The organism is Bradyrhizobium sp. HKCCYLRH3073 (assembly GCF_051167995.1).
In the GTDB taxonomy this organism is placed as follows: Bacteria; Pseudomonadota; Alphaproteobacteria; order Rhizobiales; family Xanthobacteraceae; genus Bradyrhizobium.
In genome coordinates, this window is the sequence record NZ_JBNPUD010000004.1 from 405,670 (window position 1) to 421,188 (window position 15,519).

At 65.2% G+C, this 15,519-nt stretch carries 16 protein-coding genes; 9 read left to right on the plus strand and 7 right to left on the minus strand.

Annotation, left to right across the window (positions count from 1 at the left end; translation table 11 throughout):
- The first annotated feature begins 91 nt into the window (after nucleotides 1–91).
- The 9 genes from ACQR1X_RS12830 to ACQR1X_RS12870 all read left to right on the plus strand — a co-directional run bounded on the left by ACQR1X_RS12830 (nucleotide 92) and on the right by ACQR1X_RS12870 (nucleotide 8,539).
- Nucleotides 92–1,294 carry a CaiB/BaiF CoA transferase family protein gene (locus ACQR1X_RS12830; protein WP_434898957.1) on the plus strand — a complete coding sequence of 401 codons (1,203 nt, stop codon included), beginning with the start codon at nucleotides 92–94 and terminating at the stop codon, nucleotides 1,292–1,294.
- A gap of 203 nt (nucleotides 1,295–1,497) precedes the next feature.
- Nucleotides 1,498–2,817 carry a sn-glycerol-3-phosphate ABC transporter substrate-binding protein UgpB gene (gene ugpB / locus ACQR1X_RS12835; protein WP_316178976.1) on the plus strand — a complete coding sequence of 440 codons (1,320 nt, stop codon included), beginning with the start codon at nucleotides 1,498–1,500 and terminating at the stop codon, nucleotides 2,815–2,817.
- Nucleotides 2,818–2,866: 49 nt separating this feature from the next.
- Nucleotides 2,867–3,748 carry a sn-glycerol-3-phosphate ABC transporter permease UgpA gene (gene ugpA / locus ACQR1X_RS12840; protein ID WP_315805654.1) on the plus strand — a complete coding sequence of 294 codons (882 nt, stop codon included), beginning with the start codon at nucleotides 2,867–2,869 and terminating at the stop codon, nucleotides 3,746–3,748.
- The gene (gene ugpE / locus ACQR1X_RS12845; RefSeq protein ID WP_434898958.1) at nucleotides 3,748–4,596 is read left to right on the plus strand and encodes a sn-glycerol-3-phosphate ABC transporter permease UgpE; all 849 of its coding nucleotides are present in this window, start codon (nucleotides 3,748–3,750) and stop codon (nucleotides 4,594–4,596) included. The genes ugpA and ugpE overlap by 1 nt, the downstream gene beginning before the upstream one ends.
- Nucleotides 4,597–4,734: 138 nt before the next feature.
- The gene (locus ACQR1X_RS12850; protein WP_434898959.1) at nucleotides 4,735–5,814 is read left to right on the plus strand and encodes a sn-glycerol-3-phosphate import ATP-binding protein UgpC; all 1,080 of its coding nucleotides are present in this window, start codon (nucleotides 4,735–4,737) and stop codon (nucleotides 5,812–5,814) included.
- 134 nt (nucleotides 5,815–5,948) lie between these two features.
- Nucleotides 5,949–6,374 carry an Hsp20 family protein gene (locus tag ACQR1X_RS12855; protein WP_006613108.1) on the plus strand — a complete coding sequence of 142 codons (426 nt, stop codon included), beginning with the start codon at nucleotides 5,949–5,951 and terminating at the stop codon, nucleotides 6,372–6,374.
- Between the two features lie 58 nt (nucleotides 6,375–6,432).
- Nucleotides 6,433–6,696, plus strand: coding sequence for a DUF1150 family protein (locus ACQR1X_RS12860; RefSeq protein ID WP_009026315.1), 264 nt, complete (start codon nucleotides 6,433–6,435; stop codon nucleotides 6,694–6,696).
- 144 nt (nucleotides 6,697–6,840) lie between these two features.
- Complete coding sequence (locus ACQR1X_RS12865) at nucleotides 6,841–7,347, plus strand: GNAT family N-acetyltransferase (RefSeq protein ID WP_434898960.1); 507 nt, start codon at nucleotides 6,841–6,843, stop codon at nucleotides 7,345–7,347.
- A gap of 265 nt (nucleotides 7,348–7,612) precedes the next feature.
- Complete coding sequence (locus ACQR1X_RS12870) at nucleotides 7,613–8,539, plus strand: sulfotransferase domain-containing protein (RefSeq protein WP_434898961.1); 927 nt, start codon at nucleotides 7,613–7,615, stop codon at nucleotides 8,537–8,539.
- Here the strand turns inward: ACQR1X_RS12870 and ptsN are convergent.
- The 7 genes from ptsN to ACQR1X_RS12905 form a co-directional block, all read right to left on the minus strand.
- Nucleotides 8,500–8,961: a PTS IIA-like nitrogen regulatory protein PtsN gene (gene ptsN / locus ACQR1X_RS12875; RefSeq protein ID WP_315805649.1), complete on the minus strand. Its 462-nt coding sequence runs from the start codon at nucleotides 8,959–8,961 to the stop codon at nucleotides 8,500–8,502. The genes ACQR1X_RS12870 and ptsN overlap by 40 nt on opposite strands.
- 328 nt (nucleotides 8,962–9,289) lie before the next feature.
- Nucleotides 9,290–9,892 carry a ribosome hibernation-promoting factor, HPF/YfiA family gene (gene hpf / locus ACQR1X_RS12880; protein ID WP_315741249.1) on the minus strand — a complete coding sequence of 201 codons (603 nt, stop codon included), beginning with the start codon at nucleotides 9,890–9,892 and terminating at the stop codon, nucleotides 9,290–9,292.
- A gap of 72 nt (nucleotides 9,893–9,964) precedes the next feature.
- Nucleotides 9,965–11,599 carry an RNA polymerase factor sigma-54 gene (rpoN, locus tag ACQR1X_RS12885; RefSeq protein WP_316178970.1) on the minus strand — a complete coding sequence of 545 codons (1,635 nt, stop codon included), beginning with the start codon at nucleotides 11,597–11,599 and terminating at the stop codon, nucleotides 9,965–9,967.
- 211 nt (nucleotides 11,600–11,810) lie between these two features.
- Complete coding sequence (gene lptB, locus ACQR1X_RS12890; RefSeq protein ID WP_315805647.1) at nucleotides 11,811–12,824, minus strand: LPS export ABC transporter ATP-binding protein; 1,014 nt, start codon at nucleotides 12,822–12,824, stop codon at nucleotides 11,811–11,813.
- Between the two features lie 354 nt (nucleotides 12,825–13,178).
- On the minus strand, nucleotides 13,179–13,865 hold the full coding sequence (locus ACQR1X_RS12895) for an LptA/OstA family protein (protein ID WP_315805646.1): 687 nt from the start codon (nucleotides 13,863–13,865) through the stop codon (nucleotides 13,179–13,181).
- Between the two features lie 4 nt (nucleotides 13,866–13,869).
- A complete protein-coding gene (gene lptC / locus ACQR1X_RS12900; RefSeq protein ID WP_434899032.1) occupies nucleotides 13,870–14,571 on the minus strand; it encodes an LPS export ABC transporter periplasmic protein LptC in 702 nt (233 codons plus the stop codon).
- 159 nt (nucleotides 14,572–14,730) lie between these two features.
- Nucleotides 14,731–15,345, minus strand: a complete 615-nt coding sequence (locus tag ACQR1X_RS12905) for a ribonuclease D (RefSeq protein WP_315758171.1) — start codon at nucleotides 15,343–15,345, stop codon at nucleotides 14,731–14,733.
- Nucleotides 15,346–15,519 lie beyond the last annotated feature (174 nt).

Consider the following 15,519-nt stretch of genomic DNA (forward strand, 5'->3'; position numbering starts at 1 on the left):
TCCGTTGTCCTGCCGCATGGCAGCCCCCGTTTGCGCCACCGCCGCAGCAATGCTTAATGATCGCGAGCTGTAACCAACCTCGCGACATCCGATGACACCTCAATTTGCTCCCGGCGCCATGGCCGGACTGCGCGTGATCGATCTGACGCGCGTGCTCGGCGGGCCCTATTGCACGCAGATCCTGGCCGATCACGGCGCCGACGTGATCAAGGTCGAGCCGCCGGCCGGCGATGAGGTGCGCGACTGGGGCCCTCCGTTCCACGACGAGGACGCCGCCTATTTCGTCGGGATCAACCGCAACAAGCGCTCGATCGGCCTCGATCTCGCGTCCGAGGGCGGACGCGTCGTGCTGATGCGGATGCTCGAGACCGCCGACGTGCTGATCGAGAACTTCAAGCCCGGCACCTTGGAGAAATGGGGCATCGGCAGCGACACGCTGCGCGAGAAATTCCCGAAGCTGGTGCACTGCCGCATCTGCGGCTTCGGTGCCGACGGTCCGCGCGGCGGCAATCCCGGCTATGACGCGATCATCCAGGCGATGACCGGCATGATCGCCGCGACCGGCTCGCCGCAAAGCGGGCCGATGCGGATCGGCGTGCCGCTGGTCGACATCACCACCGGCCTCTATGCCGCGATCGGCATCCTGATGGCGCTGTCGGAACGGCAGCGTTCTGGGCTCGGTCAGTTCCTCGAGGTCACGCTGTATGAGACCGGCCTCGCGATCATGCATCCGCATACCGCAAACTACTTCATGCATGGCAAGCCGCCGTCGCTGACCGGCAACGAGCATCCGAACCTCGTGCCCTATGCGATCTTCCCGACCAGGACCGACGATATCTTCATCGGCGTCGGCAATGACGGCACCTTCCGCAAGCTCGCCAAGGAAATCGGCCGGCCGGAACTCGGCACCGATCCGCGCTTCGCCCGCAACAAGGATCGCGTCGCCAATCGCGAGGCACTGCGCGCCGAGCTCGCCGCCGTGTTCAGCCAATTCGAGGCGGAGCCGCTGTGCGACCGCCTGCTTGCGGCCGGTTTGCCGGCAGGACCCGTGCAGAAGATCGACCAGGCGCTGACCAATCCGCACACGATCTATCGCGGCGATGTCATCGAGAAGGACTGGTACAAGGGCGTGGCGTCGCCGATCCGGCTCGAACGCACCAAGCCGAGCCTGCGCTCCACCCCGCCGAAGTACAGCCAGCACGCGCAGGAGGTGCTCAGCGAGTTCGGCTACTCGGAGCCCGAGATCCAGGCCCTGCTCTCCGAGGGCACGGTCTGCGCCGAGCGCAAGCGCTGAGGAGCCATCAGCCTGTCGTCTCCCAACGCGAGCGCCGCCCGGGCATCACCCCGGCGCCGCTACCGTCTCCCGCAAGTCGCTGCGTTCCGCGGCGATGAACGCGCTTTCCGCTGACGATCCAACCGGTTATACATTCACAAAACTGTCATCTCGCGCTGCTACGGCCGCGACGCCGATGACGTTCCATGGGAGGAATTTTTTTAATGTCACTTCGACAATTCTGGACAGCCGCCGCTGCGGCAGCCACGCTGGTCCTTGGCGCCGCCGCACCCGCACACGCGGTGACGGAGATTCAGTGGTGGCACGCGATGACCGGCGCCAACAACGACGTCATCGTCAAGCTCGCCAACGATTTCAACGCCTCGCAGACCGACTACAAGGTCGTTCCGACCTACAAGGGCAACTACGCCGACACGATGAATGCCGGCATCGCCGCGTTCCGCGCCGGCAATGCGCCGCATATCATGCAGGTGTTCGAGGTCGGCACTGCCACGATGATGGCCGCCACCGGCGCCGTGAAGCCGGTCTACAAGCTGATGCAGGACGCCGGCGAGAAGTTCGATCCCAAGAGCTACCTGCCGGCCATCACCGGCTACTATTCGACCTCGAAGGGCGAAATGCTGTCCTTCCCCTTCAACTCGTCCTCCACCGTCATGTGGGTCAATCTCGATGAGCTGAAGAAGGTCAACGCCGAGATCCCGAAGACCTGGCCCGAGCTGTTCGAGACCGCCAAGAAGCTCCACGCGGCCGGCCACCCGACCTGCGGCTTCTCCGGCTCGTGGGTAACCTGGGTCAATCTCGAGCAGCTCTCCGCCTGGCACAACGTGCCGCTCGCCAGCAAGGCCAACGGCCTCGACGGCTTCGACACCGTGCTCGAGTTCAACGGTCCGCTGCAGGTCAAGCATCTCGAAAACCTGGTCGAGCTGCAGAAGGACAAGACCTATGACTACGCCGGCCGCACCAACACCGGCGAGGGCCGCTTCACCTCGGGCGAATGCCCGATCTACCTGACCTCGTCGGCGTTCTTCGGCAACGTCAAGGCGCAGGCGAAGTTCGCCTTCACCGCCGCACCGATGCCGTATTACCCCGACGTGAAGGGCGCGCCGCAGAACTCGATCATCGGCGGCGCTTCGCTCTGGGTCATGGGCGGCAAGTCGGCCGATGAGTACAAGGGCGTCGCCAAGTTCCTGACCTTCCTCTCGGACACCGACCGCCAAGTCTACATCCACAAGGCGTCGGGCTATCTGCCGATCACCAAGGCCGCCTATGCCAAGGCCAAGGCCGAGGGCTTCTACAAGGATCAGCCCTATCTGGAGACCCCGCTGCTCGAGTTGACCAACAAGGAGCCGACCGAGAACTCCCGCGGCCTGCGCCTGGGCAACATGGTGCAGCTGCGTGACGTCTGGTCGGAGGAGATCGAGCAGGCTCTGGCCGGCAAGAAGACCGCCAAACAGGCGCTGGACGCGGCCGTCGAGCGCGGCAACCAGATGCTGCGCCAGTTCGAAAAGACGGCCGTGAAATAAGGCCAAGAGCCGGCAGGCCACCCGCGGCCTGCCGGCTCGCCGACCGATCATGCAGAAGAACGCCATCTTCCAGTCAAAGCTGCTGCCGTTCGTGCTGGTCGCTCCCCAGCTCGCGATCGTGCTGATCTTCTTCTATTGGCCCGCGATCCAGGCCGTCATCCAGTCGTTCCTGCTGCAGGACGCGTTCGGCCTGTCCACGAGCTTCGTCTGGTTCGAGAACTACGCCGACCTGCTCAGCCAGCCGGACTATTTTGAAGCCATTCTCCGCACCTTCGGCTTCTCCTTCGCCATCGCATTCTCGTCGCTGTCGGTCGCGCTGCTGCTCGCGGTCATGGCGGACAAGCCGCTGCGCGGCGTGACGCTGTACCGGACGCTGCTGATCTGGCCCTATGCCGTGGCGCCGCCGGTGGTGGGCGTGCTCTGGATCTTCATGCTGCATCCCTCGCTCGGCGTGATCTCGCGCTATCTGCGCGCCATGGGCATCGACTGGAATCCGCTGCTCGACGGTGACCAGGCGGCGCTGCAGATCATTCTCGCGGCCGCCTGGAAGCAGATCTCCTACAACTTCCTGTTCTTCCTCGCCGGGCTGCAGAGCATCCCCAAAAGCGTGCTCGAAGCCGCCGCGATCGATGGCGCACGGCCGATGCGGCGGTTCTGGACCGTGACCTTCCCGCTGCTGTCGCCGACCATCTTCTTCCTGCTGGTGATCAACATCGTCTACGCCTTCTTCGAGACGTTCGGCATCATCGACACGATGACCCGCGGCGGTCCTGGCAAGTCCACCGAGACGCTGGTCTACAAGGTCTACACCGATGGCCTGCTCGGCGGCAATCTCGGCTCCTCGGCTGCACAATCCGTCGTTCTGATGGTCATCGTCATCGTGCTGACGGCGATCCAGTTCCGCTTCGTCGAGCGCAAGGTGACCTACTGATGGTCGAGCAAGTAGGCATTCGACGCTACGTCGCGCATGTCATCCTGTGGATCGGAATCGCGATCGTCGCGTTCCCGGTCTATCTCGCATTCGTCGCCTCGACGCAGGACAATGCGGTGATCGCCAACGGGCAGATGTCGCTGCTGCCGGGCGGGCACTTCCTGTCGACCTACTATCAGACGATCTTCGTCGGCACGAGCGGCTCGACCCGCGAGCCGGTTGCGACCATGCTTTTGAACTCGCTGGTCATGGCGCTCTCGATCGCCGTCGGCAAGATCGCGATCTCGATCATCTCGGCGTATGCGGTCGTCTACTTCCGCTTCCCGTTCCGCATGCCGATCTTCTGGCTCATCTTCATCACCCTGATGCTGCCGGTCGAGGTGCGCATCTATCCAACCTACAAGATCGTCGCCGACCTCCATATGCTCGACAGTTATGCGGGGCTCGCGCTGCCGCTGATCGCGTCCGCCACTGCGACGCTGCTGTTCCGCCAGTTCTTCATGACCGTGCCGGACGAGCTGCTGGAGGCGTCCCGCATCGACGGCGCCGGGCCGTTCCGCTTCTTCTGGGACACCCTGCTGCCGCTGTCGCGCACCAACATGGCGGCGCTGTTCGTGATCCTGTTCATCCTCGGCTGGAATCAATATCTCTGGCCGCTGCTGATCACGACGCGCGACGACATGCAGACCATCCAGATCGGCATCCGCAAGATGATCACGACGACCGACGCGCTGACGGAGTGGCCGATCGTCATGGCGACCGCAGTGCTCGCGATGCTGCCGCCGGTGTTCGTCGTCGTCGTCATGCAGCGCCTGTTCGTCAAGGGGCTGGTGGAGACGGAAAAGTGAGGACGGCGAATAGGGAGTGGCGAATAGCGAATAGAGACATCCGGGCATCAGAAGCCGTTCGCCTTCCCCTCCTCGCCACTCCCCATTCGCCATTCGCCTGCCACCGCCCGCTGCTCAACCTCTACCGGTAATCATTCCATGGCCAACGTCACCCTCCGCAACGTCCGCAAGGTCTACCAGGGCGGTTTCGAAGCCATCAAAGGCGTCGATATCGATGTCGGCGACGGTCAGTTCTGCGTGCTGGTCGGCCCGTCGGGCTGCGGCAAATCCACCCTGCTGCGGATGGTCGCGGGGCTCGAGACGATCACCTCGGGCGAGATCGACATCGGCGGCCGCATCGTCAATGCGATCGAGCCGGCCGATCGCGACATCGCGATGGTGTTCCAGAATTACGCGCTCTACCCGCATATGACCGTCTACAACAACATGGCCTACGGCCTGCGCAATCGCCGCATGGCCGAGAAGGAGATCAGGACGCGCGTCGAGGACGCCGCTCGCATCCTCGAGCTCGGCACCATGCTCGAGCGGAAGCCGCGCCAGCTCTCCGGCGGCCAGCGCCAGCGCGTCGCGATGGGCCGCGCCATCGTGCGCCAGCCCAAGGTGTTCCTGTTCGACGAGCCGCTCTCCAACCTGGACGCCAAGCTGCGCATCGCGATGCGGGTCGAGATCCGCAAGCTGCAGCGCCGGCTCAACACCACCGCGATCTACGTCACCCACGACCAGCTCGAGGCGATGACGCTCGCCGACATCCTGGTGGTGATGAACGGCGGCAAGGTCGAGCAGATCGGCAATCCGCTCGAGATCTATCAGAAGCCCGCCACCACCTTCGTCGCATCGTTCATCGGCGCGCCGCCGATGAACCTGATGCCGGTCGATGGCCTCCGTCCCCAGTTGCACGGTGCCGACGCGGTTCCCGCCGATGCCGGCCAGCTCGGCATCCGCCCTGAAGATTTCGAGCTCGGCGACACCGTTCCGGCGGGCGGGGTCGGGCTCGACCTCCGCGTCGAAGCGATCGAGCACGTCGGCGCCGAAACCTATGTCTACGGCGCGCGCCAGGACGCCGGCAGCGACGACCGGCTCTCCGCCACCGCCAACGACATCATCGTGCGGCTGCCGGGCACGGCCGCGCCGGAGATCGGCGCGCGGATTCGCGCCGTGGCGCCGCGGGCCAAGCTGCACCTGTTCTCGGCCGACGGCCGGCAGCGGCTATCGGCTTAAGCCCTTCCACAGGCTGACCGTTCCGGCGCATTCGGGGTGCTTGAACGCACCCCGGATCGTGCCCATATTGCTGCTCAAGGGGTGCCGACAGGGCCCTGATACATCAAAGTCGCTTCGAGAGGACTTTGTAAACCATGTCTCGTGTTCCTTCGCTCTCCAGTCCGTTTCTGCTGGGCTTCGACGAGATCGAGCGCGTGCTCGACCGCGTCGTCAAAGGTGCCGACGGGTATCCGCCGTACAATATCGAGCGGTTCGAACGCACCAATGGCCAGCCCGAGCGTCTGCGGATCACGCTGGCGGTGGCGGGTTTCACCCGCGACCAACTCGATGTCACCATTGAGGAAAACCAGCTGGTCATCCGCGGCCGGCAGCAGGACGACAAGACCAGGCAATACATTCATCGCGGCATTGCCGCGCGCCACTTCCAGCGCACCTTCGTGCTGGCGGAGGGAATGCATGTGCTCGGTGCGGACCTGAAGAACGGGTTGTTGTCGGTCGATCTGGCCAGGCCGGAGCCTGAGCGGATCGTTAAGACAATAGCGATCAATGAACACGAATAATGGTTTGATGGAACGAGTAGCGGACTCGACCGCTTGAGTCTCAGAAGGAGTCGAGACCATGACTGAAGGTAATGTTGCGTCGGAATCCCCCGTCTCCCTGGAGTCGCTGGCTACCTTGGGCGAGGGCCACATTGCTTATGTGAAGCAGATCCGCTCCGAGGACGTACCGGGACTGTTTCCGCAGGCACCGCACATCGCGCCGGGACTGAAGCTGTTCGCCTTGCATGCCGCTGACGGCACGCCGATCATGCTGACCGACAGCCGCGAAGCCGCGATTGCGAATGCTTGGAGCCACGAACTCCAGGCCGTGAGCGTGCACTGACGCAAAGGCCGCGCCGCAGCGCCTGCGGCAACCGCGTCTCGTGAGACTTGATGCTCACGAGATCCATGTGGCTCACGCACTGACACGAGGGCGGTCCCCGGAAACGGGGGCGGCCCTTTTTTCTGCCCGGAGCGAGCGCCGCACATGACGTTGCCGACAACACCCCTGAGCGCCGCAGAGCTGAGCGCAGATCGTGCGCTCGCGGACGCACTGCTCGCGCTCAACAATGCGCATGCCTCGGAGCTGTCCTGGCTCTCGCCCGACGCGCTGGAGCAGCTGGTCGATCGAGCCTGGCGCGCCCGGCGCGTTGGTTGGGCCGACGCGCTGGTGATCGCGCTGGATCACGCCGCCGCCTATGACAATCCGAATCACCGCTGGTTCCGGGCGCGCTACGATCGGTTCGTCTATGTCGACCGCATCGTGGTGGCGCCGGCCGCCCGCGGCCGGGGCCTGGCGCGGCAGCTCTATGAGGAGCTGATTCGGGAGGCGACCGCGGCGGGCCACGACCACATCGTCTGCGAGGTCAAGCTGGATCCGCCCAATCCGCAGTCGGACGCGTTTCATGCTGCGCTCGGCTTCGCGCCGTTGGCGACGGCCGGCATCCATGGCGGCGCCAAGACGGTGCGCTACATGGCGAGATCGTTGCGATAGCCGGCGTCAGACGACGCGGCTGCTGAAAGCGCCTTTGAGAAATTTGTTTCCATCGATGTCTGGAACGGTCGATTTGACAACCAGATACAATCCGACCGGGTTTAAGGCGAAGGTGTCCAATCCTTAAGTTGTCCCCGTTGCGGCACGCGCTAGTCCGATGTGTGACGAGCATGTGTAGGGATGGCAGATGCATGGATCACGGCTTGATGCAGGCGGCGTCTATCGAGAGCTTGCACGCGGGACCCTCCCCAACCGGCACGTCTTTGTGGACAGTCCTCCGCCGGGACCGAGCCCTTACTACGTCATCTGCAACAGCGTGCCGAAAGCAGGAACGTACCTGCTGGTCGAACTCGTCAGAGCGCTGGGTGGTCACGTCGATGTCGGCTATCACACCTACACGTCATCGATCAGCAGGCTGAATCCCGACGGCTCGCTCGACTACGGACGCGCGCTCCCGGCGCCGCTCTGGGCGTCGGCCCTGAGCTCCGGCTACTCCTGCGCCTCGCATACCGAGTACTGTCCGTATCTCGAGCAATACCTGCTGGGCAGACCGGACCACAAGATGCTGTTCATCGTCCGCGATCCCCGCGACATCGTCGTGAGCTGGGTCGACTTCGTCTACCATTCGGCGGCCTACCCGAAGATGCGGAAGTGGAACGCCTATCTGCGGTCGGCCGGATCGGCCGCTCACCCCGACGACGCCTCCCGAATCACGTCGACCCTCCTCTCTTTGCCCCGGTCCGGCATCAAGAACTTCATGAGCTGGCTGGACTCGCCGGCCTGCCTGACCGTGAGGTTCGAAGAGCTCTATGCAGAGCTCGCGGCCGACGATGTGGCGCGGTCGTCGTTTCCCGTCCTTCACGGCATCTGTGACTATTTGGGGCTGCCGCGGAAGACGGCCGCGGAGCTCGATGTGCTCGGCCGCGGTCTGACGTCGTCGGGACGGGGCCGGAAGGTCGGCATCTACAAGGAGCGAATGATGCCGCATCATTTCGACCTGCTCCGCAGCGAGGCATTCCAGGAGCTCGTCGTCGAGTTCGGCTACGAGCCGACGCCGTTGCACCCACCCGCGCGGACGAGCGGGTTCAGTGCGGCGCGGAAGCTCGCCAGCAGGCTTTCCCGGTCCTTGCAGGGCGGCGGCGCGATACGACGTCAGGCCGCGGAGGCGGGCGGCAGCGCCAGCACCGAATAGATCGCCTGGGCGTCGCGCGAGGCACGGAGCTTCTTGGCGACATCCTGGTCGCGGAGCAGCCGGGCGATCCGCGCCAAGGCCTTCAGATGGTCGGCACCGGCGCCTTCCGGCGCCAGCAGCAGGAACACCAGATCGACCGGCTGGCCGTCCATGGCCTCGAAATCGATCGGCCGCTCCAGCCGGGCGAACAGGCCGAACAGCTTCTCCAGCTTCGGCAGCTTGCCGTGGGGAATCGCCACGCCATACCCGACGGCCGTGGTTCCGAGCTTCTCCCGCTGCAGCAGCACTTCGAAGATGTTGCGCTCGTTCTGCCCGGTCAGCGCAGCCGCGCGGGCGGCAAGCTCCTGCAGCGCCTGCTTCTTACTGATGACCTTCAAAGCCGGCACGATCGCCTCGGGTGCGACCAGATCGGTAATCGGCATAGGGCGTTCCGAGGTGATTGAACCGTCAGGGTGCGAAATAGGTCGGGACAGACCGGCGTCAAGAAGCTGAGGCGGCAGGCGGGCTTAACCCGTGTCCGATGGGTGGGGCTTCTACCCCAACGCAACGGCCGTGCCAACACCCGCAAGCGTGTTCCCGCAGCCTATCCTTAAAGATCGCCGGAGCGTGGCGGCCTGAAGGCGCCAGCGCCCCAACCGCTTGGTCGCATCCCTTCATTGCCGTGGCGTGACGTCGCAACCCGTCCGCCAACCGCCTGATCGGGAACCGGTTTTCGCGCCGCCAGGAGATCCCTGGAACGCATCCGCGTGACTACGGTTTCACCGCCGGTGGATCGACCCAGCCGATATTGCCGTCGGCGCGGCGGTAGATGATGTTCACCCGGCCGCTGGAGCCGTGCTGAAACACCATGCAGGGCGCCCCCGAAAGATCGAGCTCCATGACGGCTTCCGACACCGACAGCCGCTTCAGCGCCGTGGTGTTCTCGGCAATGATCACCGGACTGTAGCCAGTGATCTCCTCGTCGCCCTCGGCCGGCGCCTCGATCACGTAGCTCGGCGCATCCAGCACCGCGCCGTCGAGATTGGCGAGCGCCGCATTGGCCGCATGGGATTTGCGCCCCGAGCGGTCCTTCAGCCGGCTCTTGTAGCGGCGCAGGCGCTTCTCGATCATCAGGAGCGCCTGGTCGGCGCTGGCATAGGCGTCCGGCGCATTCGATTCGGCCTCGAGCGTGATGCCGGAATCGAGGTGCAGGGCGCAATCCGTCTTGAACCCGAAACCATCCTTGGAGAGCGTGACATGGCCGGAATAGTTGCCGTCGAAGTATTTTCGCAAGACTTCGTCGGTGCGCTCGCTGACGCGCCCACGCAGCGCTTCGCTGACGCTGATGCTCTTTCCGGAAATCCGCAGGGTCATGTGTCGCCTCGATTCATGTGAACCAAGTGTGACACTAAGCCTATTTGGTTAAGGCGCAATCGCGGGGCACGGTCAAACTGACGCGGCATCCCGGGTGCGGTCGGCGCTGGCGGGGGCCGACAGGGCATGCGCCAGCATGCTCTGCTTGTCGCGGCGGCGCTGCACCGAGGACGGGATCCGCATCGCCTCCCGGTATTTCGCGACCGTGCGGCGGGCGATGTCGATGCCGGCGGTCCGCAGCTTCTCGACGATGGTGTCGTCGGAGAGAATTGCGGAGGGATCTTCCGCATCGATCAGCTGCTTGATGTGATGGCGCACGGCTTCCGCCGAGTGCGCCTCGCCGCCATCGGCCGATGCGATCGAGGCGGTGAAGAAATATTTCAGCTCGAACGTGCCGCGATTGGTCGCCATGTATTTGTTGGCGGTGACGCGCGAAACCGTCGATTCATGCATCTGGATCGCATCCGCAACGGCCTTCAAGTTGAGCGGCCGCAGATGCGCGACGCCGTGGGTGAAGAAGCCGTCCTGCTGGCGCACGATTTCGGTCGCGACCTTCAGGATCGTGCGGGCGCGCTGATCGAGCGCACGCACCAGCCACGTCGCGTTCTGCAGGCAGTCGGTGAAGTAGGACTTGTCGCCGTCCTTGCGGATCGTCTTCGACAGCTCGGAGTAATAGTGCTGGTTCACCAGGACGCGCGGCAGCGTGTCGCTGTTGAGCTCGACCAGCCAGCCGCCGTCGGGACCCGGGCGGACGTAGACGTCGGGCACCATGGTCTGTGTGCGCGTGGTGCCGAACTTCAGCCCCGGCTTCGGATCGAGCCTGCGGATCTCGCCGATCATGTCGACGAGGTCCTCGTCGTCGACGCCGCACAGCTTGCGAAGGGCGACGAAGTCGCGCTTGGCCAGGAGATCGAGGTGCTCGACGAGCGCCTGCATCGCCGGATCGTAGCGGTCGAGCTCACGCAGCTGGATCGCGAGACATTCGCTCAAATTGCGGGCGCAGATGCCGGGCGGATCGAACGTCTGCAGCACGCCGAGCACGGCATCGACGTCGGCCTGCTCGGCGCCGAGCCGGTCGGCGGCCTGGCCGAGATCGGCGGGCAGATAGCCGGCCTCGTCGACGAGATCGATCAGATACTGGCCGATCATGCGGTCGGCCGGCGCGGTGAAGGCCACCGCCGCCTGCTCGGCGAGATGATCCGACAGCGTGGTCTCGGCCGCGACGAAGGCTTCGAGATTGTAGTCCTCATCACCGGAGGCGCCACCGCCCCATTCGGTGTAGGTGGTCGGCGCGGCGTCCTGCGCGGTCCGCGCGGCCGCTTCGGCGGGCTCTTCGGAGAACACATTCTCGAGCCCGGAATCGAGCGTCTGTTCGATCTCCGTACGGGTGCCGAGATCGCGGCTCATCCAGTCGTCCTGGGCGCCCTCGAAGCTCTCGCCGCCGCTCGCGCCCTCGCCGAAATCGTCGCCGCCGGCCTCGCCACCTTCCGAGAACTCGGCTCGCTCGGACATCTGCTGCTCGCCGGCGACCGGCGCTTCCGGACCGTCGCTCGCGCGCTCCAGCAGCGGGTTGCGCTCCAGCTCCTCTTCGACGAACGTGGAGAGGTCGAGATTGGACAATTGCAGCAGCTTGATCGCCTGCATCAGCTGCGGCGTCATCACCAGCGACTGCGACTGGCGGAATTCTAATCTCTGCGTCAACGCCATGGGAGCAAGAACATTCCCTTACTGGTCCAATTCTTGCTTATCCTAATCCGCGCGCGATGTACACGGCTTGACGAATAAGAAAAAGGGAGTATGGCGCGCGCGGAAGACGAGGTTACCGGCCCTCGCAAAGCAGTTGGAAACAGCGGTATTCGCAGCGTTTCCGCGACCTGTCCCGTGTCCGACAAAGCGGACAAACAGCGCGTCGGCAACCCTACAGCCGGAATTCCTCACCGAGATACAGCCGGCGCACGTCGGGATCGGCGACGATCTCCTCCGGGCTGCCTTCGGTGAGAATCTGCCCCGCATAGACGATGTAGGCACGATCGGTGAGGCCGAGCGTCTCGCGGACGTTATGGTCGGTGATGAGCACGCCGATGCCGCGGTTGGTGAGATGGCGCACCAGCTGCTGGATGTCGCCGACCGCGATCGGATCGATGCCGGCGAACGGCTCGTCGAGCAGCATGTAGTTCGGGCGCGTCGCCAGCGCGCGCGCGATCTCGACGCGGCGACGCTCGCCGCCGGACAGCGCGATCGACGGCGACTTGCGCAGCCGCGTGATGGTGAACTCTTCCAGCAACGCGTCGAGCTCGCGCTCGCGCTTCTTTCGCGACGGCTCGACCACCTCGAGCACGGCGCGGATGTTCTGCTCGACGGTGAGGCCGCGGAAGATCGAGGCCTCCTGCGGCAGGTAGCCGATGCCGAGCCGCGCGCGCTGATACATCGGCAGCCGCGTCACGTCATGGCCATCGAGCTCGATGGCGCCGCGATCGGCCTTGATCAGGCCGGTGATCATGTAGAACACGGTGGTCTTGCCGGCGCCGTTCGGCCCGAGCAGGCCGACGGCCTCGCCGCGGCGGACATAGATCGAGACGCCACGCACGACCTGGCGGCTGCCAAAGCTCTTCTCGATCGAATGCACGGCCAGGAAGCCCGGCCGGCGCAGCAATTGCGGGCCACCGCCTGCGCCATTGTTGCGCGGCTTGGCCGGTGCCGGCTGTGAGGCCGGCCGCTTGCGCTGGATCTGCTCGGTGTTCTGCGGCGAGCGCGGATTGATGCGTGGCACCGTTTCATCGCGCACGGAGTCGGCGAGCGCGGCGAGCGGATCATCGCTGTAGGAATTGCCGAACGGATCGTCCATGGCCGTGATGTCGTCGCGCCGGCGCGAGGAGCCTCGCTGGCCGCGCTTGGCGGGACGCCCACGAAACATGCCGAGTAGATCCACCATCCCCGCTTCGCTTACGCCCTTCGAGGCTGCCCGTCACCGACCGCAGCGCTGGCTCGCCCGCTCACCGCGAGCGAACGCATCTCACCTCTCTCGCGGATCACAGGGAGCGCGAGGCCGGCCAAAGCGCGGCAGGCCGCGCTTCGGAGTTTGTCGTCTGACGGCGAAGTCGCGGTCGCCACGCAGGCGACCGATCGCAAGATCGCAATCGTGTCCGGCATCACTCTTTCGCAGCCATGCAACGGGCTCCATGGCCTCCCGTTACATCGGTCCTGCGACAGAACCGCCCGCCCGCTAGATAGAGGCAGCAGCGGCGCGGTTCAACTGGGCCGCCGGCGTTTTGCTAAATAATTGAAGTCACTTCGATTTGCCTGGACCGAGCTGCAGCGGCGCAGCGCTGCCCGGAGCCGAGGCGGTCGACGGACCGCAGCCGCCGCCCGCGCCGGCGCCGGCCTGCGGCAGCAGCACCTGCACGCCGCGCCCGCTGTCGGATTCGACGCGCGACACGCCGGTGGTCATGTCCACCGTCAGGCGGTCGCCACGCATCACGTTCTTGCACTGGGTCAGCACCACGCCGCCCTGCATCGAGATCATGTTGGTCTTGGTGTCGTAGACCGCGGTCTCGCCGGTCACGACCTGATCCTTCTGGGTCACCTTGACGTCGCCGCGCGCCTCCAACCGGCGAATCGCCGAGCTGCCGTCCGGCCCCGGCGTCGCCGCCGGCGTGGCCTTGCTCGACTTGGCGCCGCCCGGCTGGGCGCCGCCGTCGTAGAACACCACCAGCGATTTCGAGGTCATGGTGGTATCGCCCTGCACGACCTTGACGTTGCCGGTGAAGGTCGCCTCCTTCTTCTTGTCGCGCATCTCGAGCGCAGCGGCCTCGATCTGGATCGGCTGGTCGCGGTTCTGCGAAAATCCCTGCAGCGCGTTCGGCACCCCGGTGGTCGCGCTCTGCGCCTGCAGCGGATCGGCGAACGCGATCAGCGCCAGCGCACCGAACGAGGCGCCGCGCCGGACCGCGGCAATCAAACGATACGTCGTCATGAGCTCACTTCACGTTGCGGGCCGGACGGCCGGGATCGGCGCTCGCGGTCGTGGCCGGAGCGGCATTCATGTTGTCGAGGTTCATCATCACGTTGCCCTCGAAGCGGATGACCTCGCCATTGTCGGTGATGCGCAGGCGGTCGGCGGACAGCGTCCCGTTGGTGAGCTTGACGTCGACGCGCTCGTCCGAGCTCACGGTGCCCTTGGCCATGTCGACCGAGGCCCGGCTCAGCCGCGCCTCGTAGCCCGTCGACGTCGTCAGCAGGATGTCCTTCTTCAGCTCGAGCTGCTGCTGCTTGGTGTCGAACACGCCGGTATTGGCCTTCAACGTCACCGTCGACTGATCCTCCATCAGCACCTTGGCGCGGAGGATGTTGAGCTCGACGTGATCGGGATCGGTGAGGTCCTGCACGGCGCTCTTGGCGACGAGATCATAGGGCCGCTGGTCCGGCGTGAAGCCGGTCAGATGCGGCGTCTCCATCGTGATCTTGCGGCCGGAAATGACGAGGTTGCCGGTGAGATTGGGGGTGTTGATCTCCATGTGGAACGGATTGAACAGCGCGATGCCGATCACGACCGCCATCGCCAGTCCGACCGCCGCCGGCACCGCGACCCGCAGCACGCGCACGAAACGGCTGTGGCGCGCCGCGACCGCAAAGCGCGCCTGCAGGGTGGGATCATAGGCGGGGTTGTGGACCGAGTTCACCAGGGCTCCGACGGACACGGGATGCGCGCGAAACAGCGCCCATCCTACCATGGGGGGCCCCACCATTGCAGCCTGGAACTGGCGCGAAATCGCGACGCAAGGGCCTCGCGATCATTACGAGACATTAATGATCGTGAACACGTCTGCGATTCGCCCCCGTCAGGAATGCGCGAAGATGTCCTCGGCCTCGAATCCGCCCAGATCGAGGGTGGCCCGGTGGGGCAGGAACGCGAAGCAGGCCTGCGCCAGCGCCAGCCGCCCTTCGCGCGCGAGCATCACGTCGAGCTTCTCGCGCAGCGCATGCAGGTGCAGCACGTCGGAGGCGGCATAAGCGAGCTGCGGCTCGCTGAGCTGCTCGGCGCCCCAATCGCTCGACTGCTGCTGCTTGGAGAGATCGACATTGAGCAGCTCGCGCACGAGATCCTTGAGGCCGTGGCGGTCGGTATAGGTGCGCGCCAGCCGCGAAGCGATCTTGGTGCAGTACACCGGCTGCGGCATCACCCCGAACGCGTGAAACAGCGCCGCGACGTCGAAGCGCGCGAAGTGGAAGATCTTGGTGATGTCCGGGTTGCCGAGCAGCGCCTTCAGGTTCGGCGCGTCGGTGTGCCCCTTCGGGATCTGCACCACGTCGGCCGAGCCGTCGCCGGGCGACAGCTGCACCACGCACAGCCGGTCGCGGTGCGGATTGAGCCCCATCGTCTCGGTGTCGATCGCGACCGACGAGGTGTAGCGGGAAAGATCGGGCAGGTCGCCGCGGTGCAGGCGTACGGTCATGGCTGTCAAAACCTCGGTCGAATCGAAATCGGACGCGACGGGCCGGAGCAACGCCGCGGGAAGCGCTCGGGAACCGGCTGTAGCCCGGCGCTGGTAACCAACCGGCAAACGCGCCGGGCCGGTCCGGAGATCAGCCGTGGGAATGCCAGCCCCGCCGCCCGGGCGCAAGGGCCG